General features: G+C 74.7%; 22 protein-coding genes and 2 tRNA genes. 16 read left to right on the forward strand and 8 right to left on the reverse strand.

The window, feature by feature from the left end:
* The first annotated feature begins 16 nt into the window (after window positions 1–16).
* Together MHY85_RS11245 and MHY85_RS11250 are read left to right on the forward strand one after the other, a co-directional pair.
* Window positions 17–1,255 carry a glycoside hydrolase family 1 protein gene (locus tag MHY85_RS11245; RefSeq protein ID WP_239196345.1) on the forward strand — a complete coding sequence of 413 codons (1,239 nt, stop codon included), beginning with the start codon at window positions 17–19 and terminating at the stop codon, window positions 1,253–1,255.
* A 307-nt stretch (window positions 1,256–1,562) separates the two neighbouring features.
* Window positions 1,563–1,635: transfer RNA gene (locus MHY85_RS11250), tRNA-Leu, on the forward strand.
* A gap of 17 nt (window positions 1,636–1,652) precedes the next feature.
* On the opposite strand, the gene yidC is transcribed toward MHY85_RS11250, so the two are convergent.
* Window positions 1,653–2,450, reverse strand: a complete 798-nt coding sequence (yidC, locus tag MHY85_RS11255) for a membrane protein insertase YidC (RefSeq protein WP_239196347.1) — start codon at window positions 2,448–2,450, stop codon at window positions 1,653–1,655.
* Between the two features lie 129 nt (window positions 2,451–2,579).
* The gene (locus tag MHY85_RS11260; protein ID WP_239196349.1) at window positions 2,580–2,870 is read right to left on the reverse strand and encodes a DUF6412 domain-containing protein; all 291 of its coding nucleotides are present in this window, start codon (window positions 2,868–2,870) and stop codon (window positions 2,580–2,582) included.
* A gap of 123 nt (window positions 2,871–2,993) precedes the next feature.
* On the opposite strand from MHY85_RS11260, the gene MHY85_RS11265 reads away from it, so the two are divergent.
* From MHY85_RS11265 to MHY85_RS11300, 8 genes are all read left to right on the forward strand, one after another.
* A complete protein-coding gene (locus MHY85_RS11265) occupies window positions 2,994–3,542 on the forward strand; it encodes a hypothetical protein (RefSeq protein WP_239196351.1) in 549 nt (182 codons plus the stop codon).
* A gap of 98 nt (window positions 3,543–3,640) precedes the next feature.
* Window positions 3,641–3,712 (forward strand) — tRNA-Gly (locus MHY85_RS11270).
* A gap of 249 nt (window positions 3,713–3,961) precedes the next feature.
* Complete coding sequence (locus MHY85_RS11275; RefSeq protein ID WP_239196353.1) at window positions 3,962–4,174, forward strand: hypothetical protein; 213 nt, start codon at window positions 3,962–3,964, stop codon at window positions 4,172–4,174.
* A 12-nt stretch (window positions 4,175–4,186) separates the two neighbouring features.
* Complete coding sequence (locus MHY85_RS11280; RefSeq protein WP_239196355.1) at window positions 4,187–4,966, forward strand: alpha/beta fold hydrolase; 780 nt, start codon at window positions 4,187–4,189, stop codon at window positions 4,964–4,966.
* A gap of 191 nt (window positions 4,967–5,157) precedes the next feature.
* Window positions 5,158–5,784: an ANTAR domain-containing response regulator gene (locus tag MHY85_RS11285; RefSeq protein WP_239196379.1), complete on the forward strand. Its 627-nt coding sequence runs from the start codon at window positions 5,158–5,160 to the stop codon at window positions 5,782–5,784.
* Window positions 5,785–6,039: 255 nt separating this feature from the next.
* Window positions 6,040–7,311 (forward strand): ABC transporter substrate-binding protein, encoded by a 1,272-nt coding sequence (locus tag MHY85_RS11290; protein WP_239196357.1) that lies wholly within the window; start codon window positions 6,040–6,042, stop codon window positions 7,309–7,311.
* A 164-nt stretch (window positions 7,312–7,475) separates the two neighbouring features.
* The gene (locus tag MHY85_RS11295; protein ID WP_239196359.1) at window positions 7,476–7,853 is read left to right on the forward strand and encodes a VOC family protein; all 378 of its coding nucleotides are present in this window, start codon (window positions 7,476–7,478) and stop codon (window positions 7,851–7,853) included.
* A gap of 48 nt (window positions 7,854–7,901) precedes the next feature.
* Window positions 7,902–8,264: a DUF2277 domain-containing protein gene (locus MHY85_RS11300; protein WP_239196361.1), complete on the forward strand. Its 363-nt coding sequence runs from the start codon at window positions 7,902–7,904 to the stop codon at window positions 8,262–8,264.
* A 392-nt stretch (window positions 8,265–8,656) separates the two neighbouring features.
* On the opposite strand, the gene MHY85_RS11305 is transcribed toward MHY85_RS11300, so the two are convergent.
* The 4 genes from MHY85_RS11305 to MHY85_RS11320 are packed head-to-tail and all read right to left on the reverse strand — an operon-like array spanning window position 8,657 to window position 12,943.
* Window positions 8,657–9,535, reverse strand: a complete 879-nt coding sequence (locus tag MHY85_RS11305) for an ABC transporter ATP-binding protein (protein WP_239196363.1) — start codon at window positions 9,533–9,535, stop codon at window positions 8,657–8,659.
* The gene (locus MHY85_RS11310; protein WP_239196365.1) at window positions 9,532–10,542 is read right to left on the reverse strand and encodes an ABC transporter ATP-binding protein; all 1,011 of its coding nucleotides are present in this window, start codon (window positions 10,540–10,542) and stop codon (window positions 9,532–9,534) included. Before MHY85_RS11310 ends, MHY85_RS11305 begins: the two co-directional genes overlap by 4 nt.
* Window positions 10,532–11,518 (reverse strand): branched-chain amino acid ABC transporter permease, encoded by a 987-nt coding sequence (locus MHY85_RS11315; RefSeq protein ID WP_154729536.1) that lies wholly within the window; start codon window positions 11,516–11,518, stop codon window positions 10,532–10,534. Before MHY85_RS11315 ends, MHY85_RS11310 begins: the two co-directional genes overlap by 11 nt.
* 9 nt (window positions 11,519–11,527) lie before the next feature.
* Window positions 11,528–12,943 (reverse strand): branched-chain amino acid ABC transporter permease, encoded by a 1,416-nt coding sequence (locus MHY85_RS11320; RefSeq protein ID WP_239196367.1) that lies wholly within the window; start codon window positions 12,941–12,943, stop codon window positions 11,528–11,530.
* Window positions 12,944–13,339: 396 nt separating this feature from the next.
* On the opposite strand from MHY85_RS11320, the gene MHY85_RS11325 reads away from it, so the two are divergent.
* On the forward strand, window positions 13,340–14,023 hold the full coding sequence (locus MHY85_RS11325) for a GNAT family N-acetyltransferase (protein WP_239196369.1): 684 nt from the start codon (window positions 13,340–13,342) through the stop codon (window positions 14,021–14,023).
* On the opposite strand, the gene MHY85_RS11330 is transcribed toward MHY85_RS11325, so the two are convergent.
* A complete protein-coding gene (locus MHY85_RS11330) occupies window positions 13,936–14,385 on the reverse strand; it encodes a PaaI family thioesterase (RefSeq protein WP_374233470.1) in 450 nt (149 codons plus the stop codon). The genes MHY85_RS11325 and MHY85_RS11330 overlap by 88 nt on opposite strands.
* On the opposite strand from MHY85_RS11330, the gene polA reads away from it, so the two are divergent.
* Entirely contained in the window at window positions 14,384–17,086 is a 2,703-nt protein-coding gene (gene polA / locus MHY85_RS11335; protein WP_239196371.1) for a DNA polymerase I, read from the forward strand. The two genes, MHY85_RS11330 and polA, sit on opposite strands and share 2 nt — an antisense overlap.
* 90 nt (window positions 17,087–17,176) lie before the next feature.
* On the opposite strand, the gene MHY85_RS11340 is transcribed toward polA, so the two are convergent.
* Complete coding sequence (locus tag MHY85_RS11340; RefSeq protein ID WP_239196373.1) at window positions 17,177–18,049, reverse strand: class I SAM-dependent methyltransferase; 873 nt, start codon at window positions 18,047–18,049, stop codon at window positions 17,177–17,179.
* A gap of 127 nt (window positions 18,050–18,176) precedes the next feature.
* On the opposite strand from MHY85_RS11340, the gene MHY85_RS11345 reads away from it, so the two are divergent.
* The 4 genes from MHY85_RS11345 to MHY85_RS11360 all read left to right on the forward strand — a co-directional run bounded on the left by MHY85_RS11345 (window position 18,177) and on the right by MHY85_RS11360 (window position 24,844).
* A complete protein-coding gene (locus tag MHY85_RS11345; RefSeq protein ID WP_239196375.1) occupies window positions 18,177–19,202 on the forward strand; it encodes a 6-phosphofructokinase in 1,026 nt (341 codons plus the stop codon).
* Between the two features lie 182 nt (window positions 19,203–19,384).
* A complete protein-coding gene (gene rpsA / locus MHY85_RS11350) occupies window positions 19,385–20,878 on the forward strand; it encodes a 30S ribosomal protein S1 (protein WP_158373569.1) in 1,494 nt (497 codons plus the stop codon).
* A gap of 229 nt (window positions 20,879–21,107) precedes the next feature.
* Window positions 21,108–23,018 (forward strand): ABC transporter ATP-binding protein, encoded by a 1,911-nt coding sequence (locus MHY85_RS11355; RefSeq protein WP_239196383.1) that lies wholly within the window; start codon window positions 21,108–21,110, stop codon window positions 23,016–23,018.
* Window positions 23,015–24,844: an ABC transporter ATP-binding protein gene (locus MHY85_RS11360; protein WP_239196377.1), complete on the forward strand. Its 1,830-nt coding sequence runs from the start codon at window positions 23,015–23,017 to the stop codon at window positions 24,842–24,844. Before MHY85_RS11355 ends, MHY85_RS11360 begins: the two co-directional genes overlap by 4 nt.
* The last annotated feature ends 98 nt before the right edge of the window (window positions 24,845–24,942 follow it).

A 24,942-nucleotide genomic window follows, 5' to 3' on the forward strand; every position in this document is an offset into this window, starting at 1 on the left:
CGGAAGGACACCCCGCATGACCTCGCGCACCACCCCGCCCCTGCCCGACTCCGTCCCCGCGCCCGACGGCTTCCTCTGGGGCGCCGCCACCGCGGGTCACCAGGTCGAGGGCGGCAACACCAACGCGAGCAACTGGCTGCTGGAGCACCAGCCCGGCACGCACGTCGAGGAGGTGTCCGGCGACGCCTGCGACTCGTACCACCGGTACCCCGAGGACATCCGGCTGCTCGCCGACGCCGGCCTGACCGCCTACCGGTTCTCCCTGGAGTGGGCCCGGATCGAGCCGGCCCGCGACGAGGTGTCCCGCGCCCAGCTCGACCACTACCGGCGGATGATCGACACCTGCCGGGACCGCGGCGTGGAGCCGGTCGTCACGCTGCACCACTTCACCGTGCCGGCCTGGCAGCACCACGAGGGCGGCTGGTACGCCCCCGACGTCGTCGACCGGTTCCGCCGGTACACCGAGGCCGCCGCGACCATCCTCGACGACGTGCGCTGGGTCGTGACCATCAACGAGCCGAACATGATGGTCAACCAGGCCGACGCCCGGATCGACACCGAGGTCGGCGTCAGCTGGCCGGGGCCGTCGCCGCACGCGTCCCGGGTGATCGCGGCCGCGCACCACGCCGCGGTCGAGGTGCTGCGCGGGCTCGGGCACGTGCGCTCGGGCTGGTCGGTGGCGAACCAGGACTACCAGGCGCTCCCCGGGGCGGAGGAGGTCCGGGACGCCTGGGCGTACTGGCGGGAGGACTTCTTCCTCGAGCAGTCCCGCGACGACGACTTCGTGGGCGTGCAGGCCTACCTGCGCACCGTCATCGGCCCGGACGGCCCGGTCGAGCACCCCGCGGACGTGGAGCGGACGCTCATCGGCTGGGAGTACTACCCGGCGGCGCTCGGGCACGCGCTGCGGCACACCCGCGACGTGACCGGCGGGGTGCCCATGCTCGTGACCGAGAACGGCATCGCGACGGACGACGACGACCGGCGGGTGGCCTACACGACCGGGGCGCTCGCCGGGCTCGCCGCGGCCGTCGAGGACGGGTGCGACGTGCGGGGCTACCTGCACTGGTCGCTGCTCGACAACTACGAGTGGGGGTCGTACCGGCCGACGTTCGGGCTGGTCGCGGTCGACCGGGCCACGTTCGCCCGGACCCCGAAGCCGAGCCTGGCGTGGCTGGGGTCGCTGGCCCGGGCGGGCGTGCTGCCGGCGCCGGAGCGTGTGCCCGCGGACGCGGGGGTCGCGGCCGGGGGGTGAGGCGCGGTGGCGGCGGGACCGGGTGTGCTGCCCCGGGCCCCGCCGCCGGGTCCCCGCGGACCCCTCAGACCGGGGGACCGCGCCAGTGCAGCACGCCCCCGGGCCGGTTGAGTGGTGCGTCGCGGGCACCCCTGGGTGGCCGCGTGGTCGAGGTGCCGGGAGCGGCGCCCGCCAACCCGCCTACGGGTTCCTGCCCGCCCCACCCCGATCGACGTGGGCCGCGCCGGAAACCGTAGGCCGAGCGCGGCCGGCCCGGGCGCGCCGGGGCGTCGGGAGGCCCGGGCGCGCGCCGGTAGCCTGGTGCGGCGCCCCGATAGCCCAACGGCAGAGGCAATCGGCTCAAACCCGATCCAGTGTGGGTTCGAATCCCACTCGGGGCACCCCACACCGTCCGACGTCAGCGAGCCGAGCCGTCGAGCGGGAACCGTCGACGCAGCACGAGCCGCTGGGCGTAGGTCCACCAGACGGTCACCAGCAGGTACAGGCCCGCCGCGAGCGGCACCACGCACGCCACCGCGGCGGTGAGGAACTGCAGGGCGCCGAGGACGCGCTGCATCCCGGGGGCCGCGAGCGGGTTCGCCGGAGCACCGGCCGGGGCCGGGTCGACGGCGGGCCCGGGCGACGACGCCAGGGCCCCGCCCGGAGCCACGGACCGCCGCGTCAGCTCGCCCACCGCCGCGATCGCCGCGACGAGCACCCCGAACACCGCGAGCGTGGCCACGGTCGCCGTGCCGCCCGTGAGCGACCCGAGCAGGCTGTCGCCGAGCGGCACCCCGAGCAGCGTGTGGCCGAGCAGGTCGTTGCCGTGCCCGGCGATCCGCGGGTGCACGAACACCGCGTACACGACCCCCACGACCGGCGCCTGCGCCAGCACCGGCAGGCAGCCGGCGAACGGCGAGGTGCCCTCCTCGGCGTAGAGCGCCATCGTGGCGCGCTGCAGGGCGGCGGGGTCGTCGCGGTGCTGCTGCTGCAGCGCGGCGAGCCGGGGTGCGAGGCGGGCGCGGGTGCGCTCGCCCCGGGCCTGGGCGACGCCGACCGGGATCAGCGCGGACCGGACCGCGAGGGTCACCAGGACGACGACGGCGGCCGCGGCGCCGGTCCCGGCGACCGGTTCGAGCAGGTGGGTCAGGCCCATCAGGGCGCGGTAGGCGGCGTCGAGCACCGCGGCGACGGGGGGCAGGGCGAGCGGGTCCATGGTGGGGGTCCTCGGTCGAACGGCTGGGGAGGCGTTCGCCGATCAGCCCCGTCCGCGCACGGCCGGGCGGCCGCGACCGGGCGCACGAGGGCGCGGAGCGGACGGGTCGGGCTGCGGCGGCGGGGGTGATCAGCCGAGGAGCAGGCCGGGTGCCCGCGGGCGGGCGCGCCCCGGCGCGTCCGGGTCGCTCTGCGCCGCGGCCGGTCGCCGCTCGAGCGCCGCCGCCACCCGGCGGACGCCGCGCGCGGGTGCCGCGACGAGCACGAGGGCGCGGGCACTGCGGGACACCAGCGACAGCGCGGCGGCCGCGAAGGCCGTCGCGCCGACGAGCAGCAGCACCGACGTCAGCGTCCCGGTGCCGAGCAGCACCGCGAGCGAGGCGGGGACGTCGCGGAGGAGCGTCAGCAGCGCGTCGAGCACGTGCGTCCTCCCGTCCCGGGCCGTGGTGGTGCGGTCCAGGCTACGCCCGCGCGGTCGTCGGCCGGCCGGGATCGGGATGCCGTTCGCCGGACGCCGACGGCCCGCCACCGCCATGCTGGTCCGATGGGGTCTCGCCGCTCGACCGTCCTCGCCGTGCTGATCGCCGGCGTGCTCGCCGCCGCGGTGGCCGCCGCGGCGGCTCGGTGGGTCCTCCACGAGGAGCCCGCGTCCGCGTGGGCGATCGGCGGCGCCATCGCTGTCGCGGCGGTGGTCGGGGACGCCGCCGCGACCCGCGTCCGGCGGCGCCGGGCGGCGGCGGGGGCCGGCGCGGGGCGCTTCGAGGCGTCGGTCCGGTCGGCGGGCGGCGGCACCGGGCTCGGCCCGCGCTGGGTCGGCGCCCGGCTCGACGTCGGCGACGCGGGGCTCACCGTCGTGCGCCTGGTGGCCGGGATGCGGCCGCTGCGCCGGGCGCCGGTCCGGCTGGCGGTCGACGGGGTGCGCCGGACTGGTCGCCGCACCGGGCGGGGGGACGCGCTGCGGGTCGCGCCGGGCCTGGAGATCCTGGAGCTCGACGTGCCCGGGGGAGCCGAGGAGGTGGCCGTCGAGGGGCCGTCGGCGGTCCATCTCGTCGAGCGGCTGGCGGCGATCGGCGGCCCCCGCGCGACCCCCTGAGGTGCCGCCGGCGGCGCATCGCGGTTTCGCGAAAGCCCCGCGCGCCCTGTACTGTCCTATCTCGCCTCGCGGCCCGGTCGGGCCGAGGACGAGGCCGTGCGGACGTGGCTCAGTGGTAGAGCATCACCTTGCCAAGGTGAGGGTCGCGGGTTCGAATCCCGTCGTCCGCTCCGCGACACGCAGCGCCCGGGCACCTCGTGCCCGGGCGCTGCGTCGTCCCCGGACCGGCCCCGCGAACGCCCGGCCGGCCCGGTCCCGCCCCCCTACAGTGGGCGTATGGGGGCGGGCGGCATGGCCGAGGTGCTGCTGGAGGACGCCGACGGACCGCCGCCGGAACCCGGCCCCACGGCAGCGGCGCGACGACCGTCTGGGCGGTCGACGCGGAGACCGGAGAGGAGCGGTGGCGCACCGAGGGCGCGATGCTCCGGGACTTCCGGCTGATGACCGACGGGGTGCACCTGCTCCGGGTCGAGCGCGACCCGGAGTCGGGGGTCCCGGTGCTCGCCGCCTACCGGCTCACGTCGGGAGGGCGGGCCTGGGCGACCCCGCTCCCGCCGGGGGTCGACAGCGTGTGGACCCAGGGCGGCATCCTGTACGGGCAGGGCGACGGCGGGGTGGTCGTGCTCCGCTGAGGGGGTGGGCGCATGGTGCCGACGGCGCACGGGGTGACGGTGCACCACGTCGCGCACGGCTCCGGCCGGACCGTCGTGGTCCTGCACGGTGCCGGGGTCGACCACCGGGAGCCCGAGGCGTGCTTCGACGGGCCGCTCGCCGCGGTGGGCGGTCTGCGGCGCGTGTACCCGGACGTGCCGGGGCACGGCCGGACGCCGGCGCCACCCGCGCTGGGAACCGAGGACGACGTCCTCGACGTGCTGCTCGGGTTCGTCGAGGACGTGTCGGGCGGTGAGCCGGTGCTGCTGGCCGGGCACTCCGCGGGCGCGCACGACGCCCGGGGGATCGCGGCGCGCCGGCCGGACCTCGTCGCCGGGCTGGCGCTCGTGTGCCCGCTCGTCGCCGGCGGGCACGCCGTCCCGGCGCACGATCCGGTCGTCCGGGACGACGACCTCGGCGACGCGGAGTTCCGGGGCTACTTCGTCGTGCAGACGCCCGAGATGCTCGACCGGTACCGGCGGTTCGTCGAGCCGGGCGCGGCGCTCGCGGACGCCGGGGCGAACGCGCGGATCGGGCAGCGCTGGGAGATCACCGGGCTGGACGCGCCCGGCGCGGCGCCGTACCGCGGCCCGGTGCTGGTGGTGGCGGGGCGCCGGGACTCGTTCGTCGGCTACGCGGGCGCGGTGGCCCTGCTGGAGCGCTACCCGCGGGCGACGCTGGCGGTGGTCGACGGGGCCGGGCACGCGCTGCCGCACGAGCGGCCGGAGGTGCTGGGGGCGCTGCTGGCGGACTGGGTCGGCCGGGCCGGCTGAGAGGCCTGCGCGCACGGCGGTGGGCCGCTCGGCGGGGGGCCCAAACACTACCGTGCGGTAGGGGTGCCGCGATTCACAGGCCCGGGGACGCGTCCCGAGCCGTCGAGGTCCTAGAATCTCTCCTCGTGAGCACCCAGGACGCGACGCCGAGCGGCGACGAGAACGCCGCCGACCCCACCCTCGACCTCGACATCCCGCAGGCCCGCGCGGCCGAGCAGGCGCCCGAGGCGTCCGGCAGGCCCGCCCGCCGCGCCGTCGTGGCGGAGGACGAGGCCCTCATCCGGATGGACGTCGTCGAGACGCTCCGCGAGGCGGGCTTCGACGTCGTCGGCGAGGCCGGTGACGGCGAGCAGGCCGTGGCCCTCGCGACCGAGCTCAAGCCGGACGTCGTCGTCATGGACGTCAAGATGCCGGTGCTCGACGGCATCTCCGCGGCCGAGCGGATCGCCAAGGCCCACCTCGCGCCGGTCGTGCTGCTCACCGCGTTCTCGCAGACCGAGCTCGTGGAGCGCGCCCGCGACGCCGGCGCGATGGCCTACGTCGTCAAGCCGTTCAGCCCGGCGGACCTGCTGCCCGCGGTGGAGATCGCCATCTCCCGCTACGCCCAGATCACCGCGCTCGAGTCCGAGGTCGCCGACCTCGCCGAGCGGTTCGAGACCCGCAAGCGCGTCGACCGCGCCAAGGGCCTGCTCATGACCAAGATGGGCCTGACGGAGCCGGAGTCGTTCCGCTGGATCCAGAAGACCTCGATGGACCGCCGGCTCACCATGCGCGAGGTCGCGGACGCCGTCATCGACCAGGTGGGCGGCGCCTCCTGATCCCCGCGTCCTGAGTCTCCCCGAGGCCCGGCCCACCGGACGGTGGGCCGGGCCTCGTGCTGTCCGGGGAGCGGCGCGCCCGCCCGCGCGATCGCGCGGGAACGTCACGATCCGGCAACGACCCCGGGTGTGACATGCACGACACACCGGCGACACACGGGGCGCATACCTTCGCGCCCAGCCGGTGGTCGGGCAGGGCCTCCGCACCCGGCCGGGGCACCCGGCCGGTCGTCCTCATCGACAGGGGTACCACGCATGACTCGTACGACACATGCCGTCCAGGCGGCCGCCCTCGCCGGTGCCGTCGCCCTCGTGCTGACCGCGTGCGCCGGCGGCGACGACGAGGCCGGCGGCGAGGAGACCGGCGGCGGTGACGGCGCGACCGCCGGCCCGCTGATCGTCGGCACGCTGCTGCCGCAGACCGGCACGCTGGCCTACCTCGGCCCGCCCGAGGTCGCCGGCGTCGACCTCGCGGTCCAGGAGATCAACGAGGCCGGCGGCGTGCTGGGCGCGGACGTCGAGGTCGTGCACGCGGACTCCTCCGACGCCGACCACGCCGAGGTCGCCACCCAGTCGGTCACCGACCTCATCTCGCAGGACGTCCAGGTCATCGTCGGCGCCGCGTCCTCGTCCGTGACGCTCAACGTCATCGACGACATCACCGGCGCCGAGATCGTGCAGATCTCCCCGGCGAACACCGCGACCTCGCTGTCGGGCTACTCCGACTTCTACTTCCGCACCGCCCCGCCGGACACCGTGCAGGGCGCGGCGCTCGGCAACCTCATCACCGGCGACGGGCACGCGAACATCGGCGTCCTGGTGTTCAACGACGACTACGGCACCTCGCTGCGCGACGTCCTCAAGTCCACCGTCGAGGCGGCGGGTGCCACGGTCGTCTACGGCAACGAGGGCGAGGAGTTCGACCCGGCCGCGAGCAGCTTCGCGACCGACGTCACCGCGCTGATGGCGACCAGCCCCGACGCCGTCGTGGTCCTCGCCTTCGAGCAGACCAAGCAGATCATCCCCGAGCTCGTCGCCGCCGGCGTCGACCCGTCGACGATCTACATGGTCGACGGCAACACCGCCGACTACTCCGCCGACTTCGACCCGGGCACCCTCGAGGGCGCGCAGGGCACCATCCCCGGCGCGTTCCCGAGCGACGAGTTCCAGGAGCGGCTGAAGAGCGTCGACCCGGCGCTCACCGACTACGCCTACGGCCCCGAGTCCTACGACGCGACGATCCTGGCGGCCCTCGCGGCGGTCAAGGGCGGCGCCACCGACGGCCCGACGATCCAGGCGAACCTCGCCGCGGTCTCCGGCGCCGACGGCGGCGAGGAGTGCACCACGTACGCGGACTGCGTCGAGCTGCTCGACGCCGGCGAGGACATCCAGTACGTCGGCCAGGCCGGCATCGGCCCGTTCAACGAGGACAACGACCCGTCGTCCGCGTTCATCGGGGTGTACAAGTACGGCGCCGACAACAAGAACGTCTGGGTGAAGGCGGTCGAGGGCGCGGTCGAGGAGTGACCACGACCTGACTCAGGGTGGCCGGAGCAGGGGACCGGCCGCCCGGAGGGGGCCCGGGGCGCGTGCGGCGTCCCGGGCCCCCTGCCGTCCGGGGCCCCTGCGGACCGGGCGGGTCGTCCGCGGCGGGGGAGGGCCGTGTGGGCGGTCGGGCGTAGCGTCCGGGCATGGACTACCGACTGGAGCTCGTGCAGGTGCCCGTCTCCGACGTGGACCGGGCCAAGGACTTCTACACGCAGCGCGCCGGGTTCGTGCTCGACCACGACCACGAGGTCGGCGGCGGCATCCGGTTCGTGCAGCTCACGCCGCCCGGGTCGGGGGCCTCGATCGCGATCGGCACCGGGCTGACCACGATGCCGCCCGGCTCCGTCGAGGGCCTGCAGCTCGTCGTGGCGGACATCGAGGCCGCGCGGGACGAGCTGACCGGCCGTGGGCTCGAGGTGGGGGAGGTGCAGGACTTCCCGTGGGGGAGGTTCCTGTTCTTCGCCGACCCCGACGGCAACCGGTGGGCCGTGCAGCAGATCGTGCACCCCTCGGCCGGCTGACGCGCCCGGGTCTTCCCGGGAACCGGGCGCCGACCTACCGTGGTCGGCATGTGCCGGAACATCACCACGCTGCGGGGCCTCGAGCCCGCCGCGACCGACGAGGAGATCGTGGCCGCGGCCCGTCAGTTCGTCCGCAAGGTCACCGGCGTGCAGTCGGTGAGCGCCGCGACGGCCGAGCCGCTGGACCGGGCGGTCGACGAGATCGCCGCCATCGTGACGCGGCTGCTCGACGAGCTGCCCGAGCGCCGGCGCCCGCCGGCGACGGTGCCGCCGCTGCGCCGCCCCGAGGTCCGCGCGCGCCTGGGCATGCCCCCGTTCGACGGGGACGAGGCGGACCACGTGCACGACGGCGAGCACGGTCACGACCACGCCGACGGCCACGCCCACCCGCACGACCACGTGCACGCCTGACGCCGACCGCGAGTTCGCCGGTTCCGCGCCAGGGGGCGGCGCGCAACCGGCGAACTCGCGCGCAACCGGCGAACTCGCGCGCCGCGGAACGCGCCCGTCACGGCTGCGCGGTGCGCCAGCATGGGTCGATGGAGCTCCAGGAGATGCAAGCGGAAGCGCGCGCCGTGCGGGCGCGCTACGCCATGTGGGAGGCCGAGCGCTACGGCCGTGCGTGGACGCCGGAGGAGATCGCGCTCGGGTTCGTGGGCGACGTCGGCGACCTCGCGAAGCTGGTGCAGGGCAAAGCCGGTGTGCGTCCGCGTACGACGCCGAGTGGGCAACCGACACGTCGACTGTGCATCCGCCGGATGCTCACTCGACGTGTCGGTTGCCCACTCGCGACGCCGACAGCCTCACGGGGCGGGCGGGGCCTCCGCAGCCGGCCCCGGCGGCGCCGGCGGTGCCGGGGGCGCGGCCGGCGCGGCCGGCGGGCGGTCCGCCGCTGCGGCCTCGACGTCCGTGGCGAGCGTGCCGAGGTAGAGCTCGATCACCTTCGGGTCGTGCATCAGCTCGCGACCCGGGCCGGAGTACGCGTTCGACCCCTGGTCCAGCACGTACGCCCGGTCGCAGATCTGCAGGCACCGCCGGGCGTTCTGCTCGACGATCACCACCGACACCCCGGCCTTGTTGATCTTCCGGGTCCGCAGGAACGTCTCGTCCTGCCGCACGGGGGACAGCCCCGCGGACGGCTCGTCGAGCAGCAGCACGGACGGGTCCATCATCAGCGCCCGCGCCATCGCGACCATCTGCCGCTCGCCGCCGGACAGCGACCCGGCGCGCTGCTTGCGCCGCTCGCCGAGCACCGGGAACAGGTCGGCGATGAAGTCGAACCGCTCGGCGAACCGCTTCGGCGCCTGGAAGAGCCCCATCTCCAGGTTCTCCTGGATGGACAGCGACGGGAACACGTTGTTCGTCTGCGGCACGAACCCGACGCCGCGCCGGACCAGGGAGTCCGCGCGGTGGTTCGTGATGTCCTCGCCCTTCAGCACCACGGAGCCGGACCGGATGGTCACGAGCCCGAACAGCGCCTTGAGCAGCGTCGACTTCCCGGCGCCGTTCGGGCCGATGATGCCGACGAGCTCGCCGGGGTGCACGACCAGGTTGCAGTCGTTGAGGATGTTGACGCCCGGCACGTAGCCGGCCACCAGGTCCGTCGCCGCGAGCAGCGGTTCGCCCGCGGGGGCGCCGCGGTGGACGGTCGAGGAGTCGGATCCCTGCACGGCGGTGCTCATCGCGAGCCCTCCTCGGTCGTCGGGGAGGCGGCCGCCGCGGCCGCCGCCTGGTTCGCCTGCTCCTCGGCCTCGAGCTGCTCGATGCTGCCGTCGTCCAGCAGCGCGTCGTCGCCCAGGTCGGTGTCGTGGTGCGCGCCGAGGTAGGCGTCGATGACGGCCTGGTCGGCCATCACGTCCTCGGGCGGGCCCTCGGCGACGATCCTGCCCTCGGCCATGACGACCACCCAGTCCGAGATGTGCCGGACCATGTGCATGTCGTGCTCGACGAAGAGGACCGTGGTGCCCTCCTCGCGCAGCGCCTGGATGTGCCCGAGCAGCGACTGGGTGAGGGCGGGGTTCACGCCGGCCATCGGCTCGTCGAGCATGACCATCGTGGGCTTCGACATGAGCGCGCGCGCCATCTCCAGGAGCTTGCGCTGGCCGCCGGACAGCGAGCCGGCGTAGTCGTCGCGCTTGGCGTCGAGCTTGAACCGGACCAGCAGCTCCTCGGCCTGCTCGGTGATCTCCTTCTCCCGCGCCTTCCACAGCGGCGGGACGAGGGCGGTGAACAGGTTCTCGCCGGACTGCTTCGTGGCGCCGAGGCGCATGTTCTCGATCACCGTCATGCGCGACAGCGCCTTGGTGAGCTGGAAGGTGCGGACCATGCCGGACCGGGCGACGCGCGCCGCCGACACCCCGGACAGCGACCGGCCCTCGAAGGACCAGGTGCCCGTCGACGGCTTGTCGAACCCGGTGAGCAGGTTGAACAGCGTCGTCTTGCCGGCACCGTTCGGCCCGATCAGCGCGGTGATCGCGCCGCGCTGCACCTCGAGGTGCCCGACGTCGACGGCGGTCATGCCGCCGAAGTGCCGGGTGACCTGGTCGGCGACGACGATCGCGTCGGGCTTGGGCACGCCGGGGGTGTGCGCGACGTGCGCGAGGTCGGCGGTGACGCGGTCCCGGCCGGTCGTCGTGGTGGCGTGCGGGACGGGCGGGGGGACGTGGCCCCGGGGGAGGTCAGCGGACATCGATCGCCAGCTCCTTCTTGTCGCCGAGGATGCCTTGCGGTCGGAAGATCACCAGCAGCATGAGCGTGACGCCGACGACGATCCAGCCGAACTGCTCGATCTGCTCGGTGCGCATGATCGACTCGGGGACCCCGACGCGCATGACCGACTTGATGAGCATGAGCGACACCCAGAAGATGATCGACCCGAGCACGGGCCCGAACACGGTCGCGGCGCCGCCGAGCAGCAGGATCGTCCAGACGAAGAACGTCATGGGCCGGCCCATGGAGTCGGGCTGCACGGCGCGCGGCAGGACGTAGATGATGCCCGCGACGGCGCCGATCACGCCGCCGAGCACCAGCGCCTGCATCTTGTACGAGTAGACGTTCTTGCCGAGCGAGCGCACGGCGTCCTCGTCCTCGCGGATGCCCTTGAGCACCCGGCCCCACGGGCTGCGGATGAGCAGCCAGATCAGCAGGCAGGCCAGCGCGACGACGGCCCAGCCGACGATCCGGACCCACCACGAGTTCGACGCGTTCATCGCGTACTCGAACGGCCCGAGCGCGACCGTGCCGTCCGGGAACGGCGACGCGTCCTGGAACGTGTCCTTGTAGGAGTTGCCGCGCAGGCCGGACGAGGCGCCGGTCAGCTCGGTGAGCGCGGTGGACCGGCCGACGAGCCGGACGATCTCCGCGGCGGCGATCGTGACGATCGCCAGGTAGTCGCCGCGGAGCTTCAGGGTCGGGATGCCGAGCAGCAGGCCGAACACGGCGGCGCACGCGATCGCGACGAGGACGGCCGCCCACAGCGGCCAGCCGGCGATCGTCGAGATCGCGAAGCCGTAGGCGCCGAGCAGCATGAACCCGGCCTGGCCCATGTTCAGCAGGCCGGTGAGGCCGAAGTGCACGTTCAGGCCGATGGCGGCGAGCGCGTAGGCCGCGGTGGTCGGGGCGAAGATCTCGCCCGCGACGTTGACGAGGATGCGGGACCAGTCCATGTCGGCTCCTTAACCGATCCGCTCGGCGCGGCCGAGGATGCCCTGGGGCCGCAGCAGCAGGACGAGGATGAGGATGAGCAGGGCGCCGGCGTAGCGCATGTCGCTCGGGATCACGAGGTTCGACATCTCGACGACCAGGCCGATGACGATCGACCCCGCCAGCGCGCCGAACGCCTGCCCGAGCCCGCCGAGCGTGACCGCGGCGAACATCAGCAGCAGGAGGGCGCCGCCCATGTTCCAGGAGGTCGCGTTGAGGTAGAGGCCCATCAGGACGCCGCCCAGCGCGGCCAGCGCCGCCCCGAGGATCCACACCAGCCGGACGATCCGGTCGACGGTGATGCCGGAGGCGGCGGCGAGCGCCGGGTTGTCCGACACGGCGCGGGTGGCGCGGCCGACCCGCGTGCCGAGCAGGAAGTACGCCACGCCGGCCAGCACGACCGCGGCGATCAGCAGGGACCACAGCGACGTCGCGCTGATCCGGACCGGCCCGAGCGTGACCATCGTCGGCGTGGTGGTGACGATGCGCAGCGCGCCGCCGCCGAAGAAGAACTGGTACGTGTACTGCAGCGCCATCGACAGGCCGATCGTGACGATCATCTGCTGGGTGGTGCCGACGCGCCGCTTGCGCAGCGGGTGCCAGATCCCGGCGTCCTGGACCCAGCCCGAGGCCGCGCCGACCAGCACGGCGATCACCCCGGCCACGAGCAGCGGCAGCCCGAACGACTGCACCGCGACGTAGGCGACGATCGCGCCGAGCGTGACCTGCTCGCCGTGGGCGAAGTTGGACAGGCCGGTGGTGCCGTAGATCAGCGACAGGCCGACGGAGGCCAGCGCGAGCAGCACGCCGAACACCAGCCCGCTGCTCGCCTGCTGCGCCAGCCGGCCCCAGGAGAACGAGCCGGAGTCGGACGACCCGGTCGGCGCGCCGACCTCGCCGTCGGCCGGGGCGGTGCTGCCCGGCTCGGGGTCGGCGCCCGCGTCGTCGGACCCGCCCGACCCGCCGGCGGGTGGCGCGCCCAGCGGGAACAGCGCCCCCGTGGACGACCCGAGCGCCACCGTGACGGTGCGCGGGTTGCCGGCGGGGTCGCGCAGCGTCTCGCCGGCGGGCAGCGTCGCCACGTCCAGCGTGACCGTGTACTCGCCCGCGGCGGTGACCGCGACCGTCCAGCGGCCCTCGGCGTCCGTGGTGGCGCTGCTCGCGCCGCCGGGTCCGTCGACGTCCAGGACGACGCCGACCGCGGGTTGCTGGTCGGCGGTGCGGATCGTGCCGTTGATGCAGCCGGTGGCGGCGTCGGCGGCGCACCCGGCGCTCGCGGCCCGGGCGGTCCCCGGGTCGGCGAGCAGGAAGAACAACGAGAGGAGGAGCACGCCGAGGGCGGCGAGCGCCCCGGCGGTGGAACGGTCCCTGGTCGCGGCTCGGCGCACCTGGTCCTCCGTCCGGTCGTGGCCGTGAGGCCGTCGGCAGCGGGCTCGCGCCAGGTCGGGCGGCGTCGAGATGGCGCGACAGTAGGGAGGCTGCGTTTCCGGCCCGTTTCGATCGTGTTCGAGACGTTCGTCACGTCGGTCACGGACCGGTGACCTCCCGGGGGGCGGGCGCCCGCCCCCCGGACGGCGCAGCGTTCACCCGGAGGGGTGAGAAGGCCCACAGTGCCCCGCCGTGACCTGCGTCTCCGTCCGCCGGGCCGTCCCGGGGGTCCCGTCGCGACTAGGCAGACGCCCTGGTGGTGCGCCATGATCGGGCGATGCCGCGGGGGGCGCAGCAGGATCGTGGTGACACCGGTGTCGCCGCGCCGTCCGAGTAGTCCAGGAGGTCGTCGCACCGTGCGTTCGCCCGTCGCCGTCCGACCCGCTCGCCCCGAGGACCTCGACGTCCTCGTGTCCCTCAGCCTCGCGGCGCGCTCCGAGTCGCTCGTCGGCTCCCAGCTGTGCACCGACGACGCCGACCGCCTGCGGCACCAGATCGGCGCCCTGGTCGCGGAGCCCGGCGCCGTCGGCCTGGTGGGGACGCTCGACGACGAGCTCTGCGGCCTGGTGCTCGCCCGGATCGTGGGCCCGAGCCTGTTCACCGACGAGGTGACGGTGTCGATCGAGGCGGTGTACGTCGCGGAGGGCGCCCGGCGCCGCGGGGTCGGGCACGCGCTGCTCGGCGGCGTGGTGGACGAGGCGCGGCGCGTCGGCGCGACCGACGTCCTCGCGGTGCCGCTGCCCGGCGCCCGCGGCATGCACCGGTTCCTCGCGCGCCTCGGGTTCGCCCCGGCGGCCGCGCACCGGGTGGTCAGCACCGAGGTGCTGCAGCGCCGGCTCTCGGCGGACGCCCCGCAGCCCGGTCGCCGGCCCGCCCGCGGGGGGCTCGACGACCTGATCGCCCGCCGGCGGCGCGCCCGTGCCGGACGCGCCGCGACGGTGACGGAGGCCGCTCAGGCGGGCCGGGCGTCGATCAGCATGCAGGTGAGCCGCGCCGAGCAGACCCGCCGGCCGCGCGGGTCCGAGACCACCACGTCGTAGGTCGCGACCCGGCCGCCCAGGTGGACCGCGGTCGCGGTCCCCGTCACCACGCCCTCGGTCGCGGACCGGTGGTGCGTGCAGCTGAGCTCGATCCCGACCGCACGCCGGTCCGGCCCCGCGTGCGCGTTCGCGGCGTAGGAGCCGAGCGTCTCCGCCAGCACCGCCGAGGCCCCGCCGTGCAGCAGGCCGTAGGGCTGCACGTTGCCGGCGACCGGCATGGTGCCGACCGCGCGCTCCGCGGACACCTCCTGCAGCTCGATGCCCATGCGCTCCATGAGCGTGCCGGGCGGGACGTGGGTGCCGAGGGGAGCGCCGTCGGCGGCGGGGGTCGCGGCGGCGGGCGGCAGGTCGGTGTCAGCCATGCCCGATAGGTTGGCACCCGTGACTGACGCGACGCGACTCCTCCTGGTCGACGGCCACTCGATGGCCTACCGGGCCTTCTTCGCCCTCCCGGTCGACAAGTTCGCCACCTCGACCGGCCAGCCCACCAACGCGGTGTTCGGGTTCGTGTCGATGCTGGCGAACCTGCTGCGGGACGAGGCGCCGACCCACGTGGCGGTCGCGTTCGACGCGGGGCGGACCACGTTCCGCACCGAGCAGTACGAGGAGTACAAGGCCAACCGCTCCGCCTCCCCGGACGCGTTCCGCGGCCAGGTCGAGGTCATCAAGCAGGTCCTGGCGACCATGCACATCCCGACGCTCGACAAGCCGGGCTTCGAGGCCGACGACATCCTCGCCACCCTCGCCCGCCAGGGCGCCGCCGAGGGCATGGACGTGCTCATCTGCTCCGGCGACCGCGACTCGCTGCAGCTGGTGACCGAGCGGGTCACCGTGCTCTACCCGGTCAAGGGCGTCTCGGAGCTCGCGCGGATGACGCCGGAGGCGGTCGAGGCCAAGTACGCCGTGCCGCCGGAGCGGTACCCCGACATCGCGGCGCTGGTGGGCGAGTCCTCCGACAACCTGCCCGGCGTCCCGGGCGTGGGGCCGAAGACGGCCGCCAAGTGGATCACCACGTACGACGGCCTGCAGGGCGTCGTCGCCAACGTCGACAAGATCACCGGCAAGGCGGGGGAGTCGCTGCGCGCGAACCTCGACCAGGTGCTGCTCAACCGCCAGCTCAACCGGCTGCTCGACGACCTGGAGCTGCCGCTGGGCCCGGAGGACCTGGTCGCGCGGCCGTGGGACCGCGAGGCGCTGCACACCATCCTGGACGAGCTGGAGTTCCGCACGCTGCGCGACCGGCTGTTCGCGATGCTGCCGGGCGAGGACGACGGCGCCGGGGAGGTGGCGGGGCCCGCGGAGGGCCCGGTCGTCGTGACGCCGGTGGACGGCGGCCTGGCCGCGTGGCTCGAGCGGCACGCCGGAGCGCGCACCGCGGTGGACGTGCAGGGCTCGGCGTCCCCGGCGGGCGGCGACGCCTGGGGGGTCGCGCTCGTGGCCGGCGGCGAGGCCGTGGCGTACGACCTCGCGCAGATCGCCCCCGCCGACGAGGCGGCGCTGGCGGCGTGGCTCGCCGACCCGGCGCAGCCGAAGGCGCTGCACGCGGCCAAGGAGGCGTGGCACGCGCTCGCCGGGCGCGGGCTGACCCTGGCGGGCGTCGAGTTCGACACCGAGCTCGGCGCGTACCTCCTGCAGCCCGACCGCCGCGGCTACGACCTGTCCGACCTCGCGATCGGCTACCTGCGCCGCGAGCTCGGCGCGGTCGCGGACGAGGCGGGCCAGGGCGCGCTCGACCTCGACCTGGAGGGCTCCTCCGAGGGCACCCGCGGCGCCGTGCGCGCGGCCGCGGTGCTCGACCTGGTCGACGTGCTGGGCGAGCAGCTCGTGGACCGCGGCGCGGACCACCTGCTCCGCGACGTCGAGCTGCCCCTGGAGGGCGTGCTCGAGCGCATGGAGCACGTCGGCATCGCCGCGGACGCCGGCTACCTGTCCGCGCTCGAGAAGGAGTACGACACCGCGGTGCAGCGCGCCGCGGGCGAGGCGTACGACGCGATCGGGCGGGAGGTGAACCTCGGCTCGCCGAAGCAGCTGCAGGAGGTGCTGTTCGACCAGCTCGACATGCCGAAGACCAAGCGCACCAAGACCGGCTACACCACCGACGCCAACGCGCTGGCCGACCTGTTCGCCCGCACCGGGCACCCGTTCCTGGAGCACCTGCTCGCGCACCGCGACGCCATCCGGCTGCGGCAGACGGTCGAGGGGCTGCTCCGCTCGGTGGCGCCCGACGGCCGGATCCACACGACGTTCCAGCAGACGATCGCGGCGACCGGGCGGCTGTCGTCCACCGACCCGAACCTGCAGAACATCCCGATCCGCACCGAGGCCGGCCGGCAGATCCGCCGGGCGTTCGTGGTCGGCCAGGGCTACGAGACGCTGCTGACCGCGGACTACTCGCAGATCGAGATGCGGATCATGGCGCACCTGTCCGGCGACGAGGGCCTCATCGAGGCGTTCACCGCGGGGGAGGACCTGCACTCCTACGTCGGGTCCCGGGTGTTCGGCGTGCCGACCGACGAGGTCACCAGCGCCCAGCGGTCCAAGATCAAGGCGATGTCGTACGGCCTCGCGTACGGCCTGTCCTCGTACGGGCTGTCGCAGCAGCTGAAGATCGAGGTGTCCGAGGCCGCCGCGCTGATGCAGGACTACTTCCACCGGTTCGGCGGCGTGCGCGACTACCTGACCGGCGTGGCCGACGAGGCCCGTGCGACCGGGTACACCGCGACCATCCTCGGGCGGCGGCGGTACCTGCCGGACCTCACGAGCGACAACCGGGTCCGGCGCGAGGCCGCGGAGCGGATGGCGCTGAACGCCCCGATCCAGGGGTCCGCGGCGGACATCATCAAGCTCGCGATGCTCGGCGTGCAGGCCGAGCTCGACGCCCAGGGGCTCGGCAGCCGGCTGCTGCTCCAGGTCCACGACGAGCTCGTGCTCGAGGTCGCCCCGGGGGAGCGCGAGGCGGTGGAGGCGCTGGTCCGCGCCCAGATGGGGTCGGCGTACGACCTGTCGGTCCCGCTGGACGTGTCGGTCGGCGTCGGCGAGAGCTGGCACGCCGCCGGGCACTGAGGTCCGCGAGGTCGGCGGTTCCGCCCGAGGTCGTCGGTTCCGCACCCCGGCCGGTGGACGGAACCGCCGACCTCGGCGGATGCGGAGCCGCTACGCCGGGCGGTGCGCCACGAAGATCGCCGTGCCCGGCAGGTGCCGGCCGCGCAGCGGGCTCCAGCCGCCCCACGTCCGGTCGTTCTCGTCCGGCCAGGCGGGCTCGACGATCCCGTCCAGCACCAGGCCCGCCCCGACCAGGTCCGCCACGTGGTCGCCGATCGTCCGGTGGTACTCCGCGTACAGCACCCGCCCCTGCTCGTCCCGCTCCACGTACGGCCGCCGGTCGAAGTAGGACCGGTCGGCGGTGAGCCCGCGCTCGCCGGGGTCGTCGGGGAACGCCCAGCGCACCGGGTGCGTCACGGAGCACACCCAGCGGCCGCCCGGCCGCAGCACCCGCGCCGCCTCGGCGTGCACCCGGCGGGCGTCGGGCACGAACGGGATCGCCCCGTAGGCGGTGAACACCACGTCGAACGACCGGTCGGGGAACGGCAGCGCCCGGGCGTCGGCCTGCACGAGCGGCACCGTCGCCGCCCGCCCCGCCACCGGACCGGCCTCGCGGGCCGGGTCGCCCGCCAGCCGCCGGTCGAGCTCGCGGGCAGCGGCGAGCATCCCGCCGGACACGTCGGTCGCCACCGCCTGCGCGCCCCGGGCGGCCAGCCAGCGCGAGCACTGCGCCGCCCCGGCCCCGACCTCGAGCACCCGCCGCCCCGCGACGTCGCCCAGCAGCCCCGCCTCGGACTCGCGCAGCCCCTCGGGGCACCAGAGGAAGTCGTCGTCGCCCAGGAACGCGCCGTGCTCGTCGAGGTACTCGCCGGCGTTCGCGTCCCACCAGCGCCGTCCGGCGCCCTCGGTCGCGGCGGCCGGGACGTCGAGGTAGCCGGCCGCGGCGAGCCGGTCGCGGGCGCTGTCGTCGGTGCTGTCGGTCACAGCCACGACGGTAGCCGGACGAATCGCCCGGGACCTCCGGCTCACGGGGGGCCGGGACGCGCACGGTTAGCCTGGTCACGCCGCGCGAGGGCGCCGCGGCCACCCCATCTCAGAAGGAGACCTCAGCGTGCGTGTCGGACTGCTCACCGGCGGGGGCGACGTCCCCGGTCTGAACGCGGCCATCCGCGCCGTCGTCAAGCGCGGGGAGGGGGAGTACGGCCACTCGATCATCGGGTTCCGCAACGGGTGGCGCGGCGTCGTGGACGGGGACATCATCCCGCTCAGCCGCAGCCACATCCGCAACGTGCTGCCGGTGGGCGGGACCCTGCTGGGCACCGCGCGGTACCACCCGCACTCGTCGAACGGCGGCCTGGACGCCGTGCTCGCGACGCTGGAGGCCGAGCGGATCGAGGCGCTGATCTGCATCGGCGGCGACGGCACGCTGCACGCGGCGTCGAAGGTCGCCGAGGCGGGCGTGAAGATCGTCGCCATCCCCAAGACGATCGACAACGACGTGTGGGGCACGGACCGGTCCATCGGCTTCGACACCGCGGTGGGGATCGCGACCGAGGCGATCGACCGCGTGCACACCACGGCGGAGTCGCACAACCGCGTCATGATCGTCGAGGTCATGGGCCGCAGCGCCGGCTGGATCGCCGTCACCGCGGGCATCGCGGGCGGCGCCGAGGTCGTGCTGGCCCCCGAGGAGCCGTTCGACATCGACAAGGTCATCAAGTTCCTCAAGCACCGGCACCGCGCGCACGCGAACTTCTCGATCGTCGTCGTGGCCGAGGGCGCCGTGCCCGCCGAGGGCACCTCGATGTCCTACGAGGCGCCGGTCGGCCAGTTCGGCGAGATCGTCGCCGGCGCGATCACCGCGCGGGTCAAGGCGGAGATCGAGCAGCGCACCGGGTTCGACACCCGCGTGACCGTCCTCGGCCACGTGCAGCGCGGCGGCAGCCCGGTCCCGGCCGACCGGATCCTCGGCAGCCGGTTCGGCGTGGCGGCGATCGACGCGGTCAGCCGCGGCGAGACCGACGTCATGACCGCCCTGCGCGGCGACGAGGTCGTGCTGGTGCCGCTGCAGGAGATCGCCGGCAAGGTCAAGCGCGTGCCCGCCGAGCTGCTCCAGGTGGTCCGGGCGCTCGCCTGACCGCCCCGGGCGGCCGCGGATCGCCGCGGCGCGAGCGCCCGGGCGGCCGTCACCGCGGCGCCCGGGCGCCTTTGACCCGCTGTCGTCACGGCGGGTAAGGTGTTCGCCGGTGTCGCGTGCCGTCTGGCGCCCCGCCGAACCTGTTCCCACTACTTCATGTCCGCATCGGAGCCCATCCCTACATGAGCATCTCCACCCCCGCCAAGCCCGGCACCCCGCAGGTCGCGGTCAACGACATCGGCTCGGCCGAGGACTTCCTCGCCGCGGTCGACGCCACGATCAAGTACTTCAACGACGGCGACATCGTCGAGGGCACCATCGTCAAGGTCGACCGCGACGAGGTCCTGCTCGACATCGGTTACAAGACCGAGGGCGTCATCCCGTCCCGCGAGCTGTCCATCAAGCACGACGTGGACCCGGGCGAGGTCGTCAAGGTCGGTGACGAGGTCGAGGCCCTCGTCCTCCAGAAGGAGGACAAGGAGGGTCGTCTGATCCTGTCCAAGAAGCGCGCCCAGTACGAGCGCGCCTGGGGCACGATCGAGAAGATCAAGGAGGAGGACGGCGTCGTCACCGGCACCGTCATCGAGGTGGTCAAGGGTGGCCTCATCCTCGACATCGGCCTCCGTGGCTTCCTCCCGGCCTCCCTCGTGGAGATGCGTCGTGTCCGCGACCTCCAGCCGTACGTCGGCAAGGAGATCGAGGCGAAGATCATCGAGCTCGACAAGAACCGCAACAACGTGGTCCTGTCGCGCCGCGCGTGGCTCGAGCAGACGCAGTCCGAGGTCCGCTCCACCTTCCTGCAGACCCTGCAGAAGGGCCAGGTGCGCCCCGGTGTCGTGTCCTCGATCGTCAACTTCGGCGCGTTCGTCGACCTGGGCGGCGTGGACGGGCTCGTGCACGTCTCCGAGCTGTCCTGGAAGCACATCGACCACCCGTCCGAGGTCGTCGAGGTCGGCCAGGAGGTCACGGTCGAGGTCCTGGACGTCGACTTCGACCGCGAGCGGGTCTCCCTGTCGCTGAAGGCGACGCAGGAGGACCCGTGGCAGGCCTTCGCCCGGACGCACGCCATCGGCCAGGTCGTCCCCGGCAAGGTCACCAAGCTCGTCCCGTTCGGTGCGTTCGTGCGCGTCGAGGACGGCATCGAGGGCCTCGTGCACATCTCGGAGCTGGCCGTGCGCCACGTCGAGATCCCGGAGCAGGTCGTCCAGGTCGGCGACGACGTGTTCGTCAAGGTCATCGACATCGACCTGGAGCGCCGCCGCATCTCGCTGTCGCTCAAGCAGGCGAACGAGGGCTTCGACCCGACCTCCGAGGACTTCGACCCCGCGCTGTACGGCATGGCGGCCGAGTACGACGAGGAGGGGAACTACAAGTACCCCGAGGGCTTCGACCCGACCACCAACGAGTGGCTCGAGGGCTACGAGTCCCAGCGCGAGACCTGGGAGGCGCAGTACGCCCAGGCGCACGAGCGCTGGGAGGCGCACCGCAAGCAGGTCCTGGACGCCGTCCAGGCCGACGCGGAGGCCGCTCAGGGTGGTGGCGACGCCGCCGCCTCGAGCTCGTCGTCGTCCTCCTCCTCCTCCTCGTACTCCTCGGCCCCGGCCCAGGAGGCGACCGGCACGCTCGCGTCGGACGAGGCCCTGGCCGCGCTCCGCGAGAAGCTCACCGGCAACTGAGCCGACCGCCGGGCGCGCAGCCCGGCCACCGGTCCGACGGGCCGGCCACCTCCGGGTGGCCGGCCCGTCGGCGTTCCCGGCGCGGGTCGCCGCGGGCGGGCCGTCGTCTCACCTGGTGCGACCCAGCCGTCTCACCTGTGGGTGGCCCGTGAGAGGATCGACGGCGCCGCCACCTCCTCTCGTGAAAGGCCGTGCTGTGCCCGCGCGCTCCACCACGCCCCGTCCGGCGATGCTCACCGGGTCGGTGCTGCGGCGCTCCCTGCTGCTGCTCGGGCGCGGCATCGCCTCCCAGCCGCGGACGTACGTCCTGGCCATCGGCACCTCGGCCGCGTACGGCGCGCTGACCGTCGCGATCAGCCGGGTGCTGGGGTGGGCGACCGACAGCGTGGTCGTCCCGGCGCTCGGCGGTGACCCCGACGCGCGCGGGCGGATCTGGGTCGCGGGCGGCGTGCTCGCCCTGGTCGCGGTCTCGCTGGCCGCGGCCGTCGCCGGCCGGCGGATCTTCGCCGGCATGGGCGTGGCCGACCAGCAGGCGATGCACCGCCGTGCGGTCACCCGGCAGTACCTGCGGCTCCCGATGACGTGGCACCGCGCGCACCCCACCGGCCAGCTGCTGTCCAACGCCTCCGCCGACGTCGAGGCCGCCACGGGCGTGTTCAACCCGCTGCCGTTCGCCCTCGGCGTCGTCGTGATGATCGGCGTCGCCGCCGTCGCGCTGTTCAGCACCGACGTGTGGCTCGCCGTGGCCGCGATGGCCGTGCTGCCGGCCGCCGTGGTGGCCAACCTGGTCTTCCAGCGCCGGATGTCCCCGGCCGCGACCCGCGCGCAGCAGCTGCGCGCCGAGGTCGCCGACATCGCGCACGAGAGCTTCGAGGCCGCGCTGCTGGTCAAGTCGCTCGGCACCGAGGAGCGCGAGGAGCGCCGGTTCGCCGAGCGGGCCGGGCAGCTCCGGGAGGCGAACGTGCGGGTGGGGGTCGTGCGGGCCTACTTCGACCCGGTCATCGACATGCTGCCGAACCTCGGCACGCTGCTCGTGCTGCTGGTCGGCGTCTGGCGGGTGCAGGCCGGGGCGGTCGGCACGGGCGACATCGTGTCCGCGGCCTACCTGCTCACGCTCATGGCCGTGCCGGTGCGCGCGTTCGGCTGGGTCCTCGGCGAGCTGCCGCGCGGCCTGGTCGGGCACGAGCGCGTGGCGCGCGTGGTCGACGCGGAGGGCGAGCTGGCGCCCGGCACGCGGCCGCTGGCGCGCGCCGGCGGGGGCGGGGCCGCGCTGCGCCTGTCCGGAGTCGGCGTGCAGGTCCCCGGGCCCGCCGGCCCGCTCCCGCTGCTCAGCGGCGTGGACCTGGACGTCGCGCCCGGCCGGGTGGTCGCCGTGGTCGGTCCGACGGGCGCCGGCAAGACGACGCTGGTGTCGCTCGTCCCGCGGCTCACCGACCCCAGCACCGGCACCGTCGAGGTCGACGGCACCGACGTGCGCGACCTGGTGCCGGGGGACCTCACCGACCAGGTCGTGCTGGTCGGCCAGCAGACGTTCGTGTTCGAGGACACCGTGCGCGGCAACGTCACGCTGCGCGACCCCGACGACCCGGACGCGCCGTCGGACGACGAGGTGTGGGCCGCGCTGCGGCTCGCCCGCGTCGACGGCGTCGTCCGCGACCTGCCCGGCGGGCTCGACGCGCGGCTCGGCGAGCGGGGCTCGAACCTGTCCGGCGGCCAGCGGCAGCGGCTGGCGATCGCGCGCGCCCTGGTGCGCCGGCCCCGGCTTCTCGTGCTCGACGACGCGACCTCCGCGGTCGACCCCCGGGTGGAGCAGGACATCCTGACCGGCCTGCGCGCGCACGCCGGCGGCGACGCGAGCGGGCCGACCGTGCTGCTGGTGGCGTACCGGATGTCCTCGGTGCTGCTCGCGGACGAGGTGGTGCACCTGGCCGGCGGCCGGGTGGTCGACCACGGCACGCACGCCGAGCTGCTGGCCCGGGACCCCGGCTACGCCGACCTGGCGACCGCGTACGAGCAGGAGTCCGAGCGGCGCGCGGCGCGCCGGGCCGAGGCGCTGGACGCCGAGGCGGCCGCGGCGGACGAGCGCGCCGACCTGGAGCGCGAGGACGAGGACGAGCTGGACGCGGAGGGGGCCCGATGAGCGCCGAGCAGCAGGCCGAGGCGCAGGCCGGCCTGGGCGGCACGCACCGCGGGGTCATGGGCACGCTGCGCCGCGGCATCGAGGTGTCGCCGCAGCTGGTGCAGGGGATCGGGCTGACCTTCGTGCTCGCGACGCTCGCCGCCGCGGGCAAGGTGGTCGTCCCGATCGCCGTGCAGCAGGTGATGGACACCGGGATCCTCGCCGACGGCGGGCCCGACGTGCGCCGCGTCGTGACGCTGGTGCTGGCCGCGACGGTCGCGCTGGTCGCGGGCGGCCTGTGCTCCGCGCTGGTCAACGTGCGGCTGTTCCGCGCCAGCGAGGCGGGGCTCGCCCAGCTCCGCGTGCGCGCGTTCCGGCACGTGCACGACCTGTCCGTGCTGACCCAGAACACCGAGCGACGCGGGTCGCTGGTGTCCCGGGTGACCTCCGACGTCGACACCATCTCGATGTTCGTGCAGTGGGGCGGCATCATGCTGCTCGTCTCCACGCTCCAGGTGCTCGTCGCGACGGTGCTGATGGCGGTGTACTCCTGGCAGCTGACCGTCCTGGTCTGGCTCTGCTTCGGCCCGCTGGTGCTCGCGCTCCGGCCGCTCCAGCGCCGGGTGAACGTCGCCTACACCACCGTCCGCGAGCGGGTCGGCGCCATGCTCGGTGCGGTGTCGGAGGCGGTCGTCGGCGCGGAGACCATCCGGGCGTACGGCGTGCAGCGGCGGGTGCAGCGGAACGTCGACGAGCGGATCGGGGCGACGCGGGACGCGATGGTGCGCGCGCAGAACACGGTGTCGCTGGTGTTCTCCTCCGGCGTGCTGGTCGCGAACCTCGTGCTGGCGGTCGTGGTGGTCGCCGGCACGGCGCTCGGCGTCGCGGGGGACCTCAGCGTCGGCAAGCTGCTCGCGTTCCTGTTCCTCGTGCAGCTGTTCACCGGACCGGTGCAGCAGGCGACCGAGGTGCTGAACGAGCTGCAGAACGCGGTCGCCGGCTGGCGCCGGGTGCTCGGCATCATCGACACGCCCGTGCAGGTCGCCGACCCCGGCCCGCGCGGCGTGCCGTCCCCGCGCGGCCCCGCCGCGGTCGAGCTGCAGGGGGTGGGCTTCGCCTACCCCGACGGACCCCCCGTGCTGCACGACGTCGACCTGCGCCTGCCCGCCGGCCGCTCGGTCGCCGTCGTCGGCGCCACCGGCTCCGGCAAGACGACGATCGCCAAGCTGGTCACCCGGCTGATGGACCCCACGCGCGGCGCGGTGCTGCTCGACGGGACCGACCTGCGCACCGTCCGCACCGAGGACCTGCGCCGCCGGGTGGTCATGGTGCCGCAGGAGGGCTTCCTGTTCGACGCCACGCTCGCGGAGAACCTGGTCTACGGCCTGCGCGACGGCGACGACCACGCGGCCCCGAGCCCGGCCGAGGCCGAGCCCCGGCTGCGCGCCGCGCTGGCCGAGCTCGGGCTGACCGACTGGGTCGCGGAGCTGCCGTCCGGGCTGGACACGCCCGTCGGCCAGCGGGGGGAGGCGCTGTCGGCGGGGGAGCGGCAGCTCGTCGCGCTGACCCGCGCGTACCTCGCGGACGCCGACCTGCTCGTGCTGGACGAGGCCACCTCGGCGGTCGACCCGGCCACCGAGGTGCGGATCGCCCGCGCGCTGGACTCCCTGACCACCGGGCGGAGCACGGTGACGATCGCGCACCGGCTGTCGACCGCCGAGGCGGCGGACCTCGTCGTCGTGGTCGACGCGGGTCGCGTGGTCGAGTTCGGCGCGCACGAGGACCTGGTGGCCGACGACGGCGTGTACGCGGCGATGCACCGGGCCTGGGTGGCGCAGACGCGCTGAGGCGGCGCAGGGCCCGGGGCGGTCGCGCGGCGGGTGCAGCGGAACGTCGACGAGCGGATCGGGGCGACGCGGGACGCGATGGTGCGCGCGCAGAACAC

This window comes from Cellulomonas sp. ACRRI (assembly GCF_022346185.1).
Lineage (GTDB): Bacteria > Actinomycetota > Actinomycetes > Actinomycetales > Cellulomonadaceae > Cellulomonas.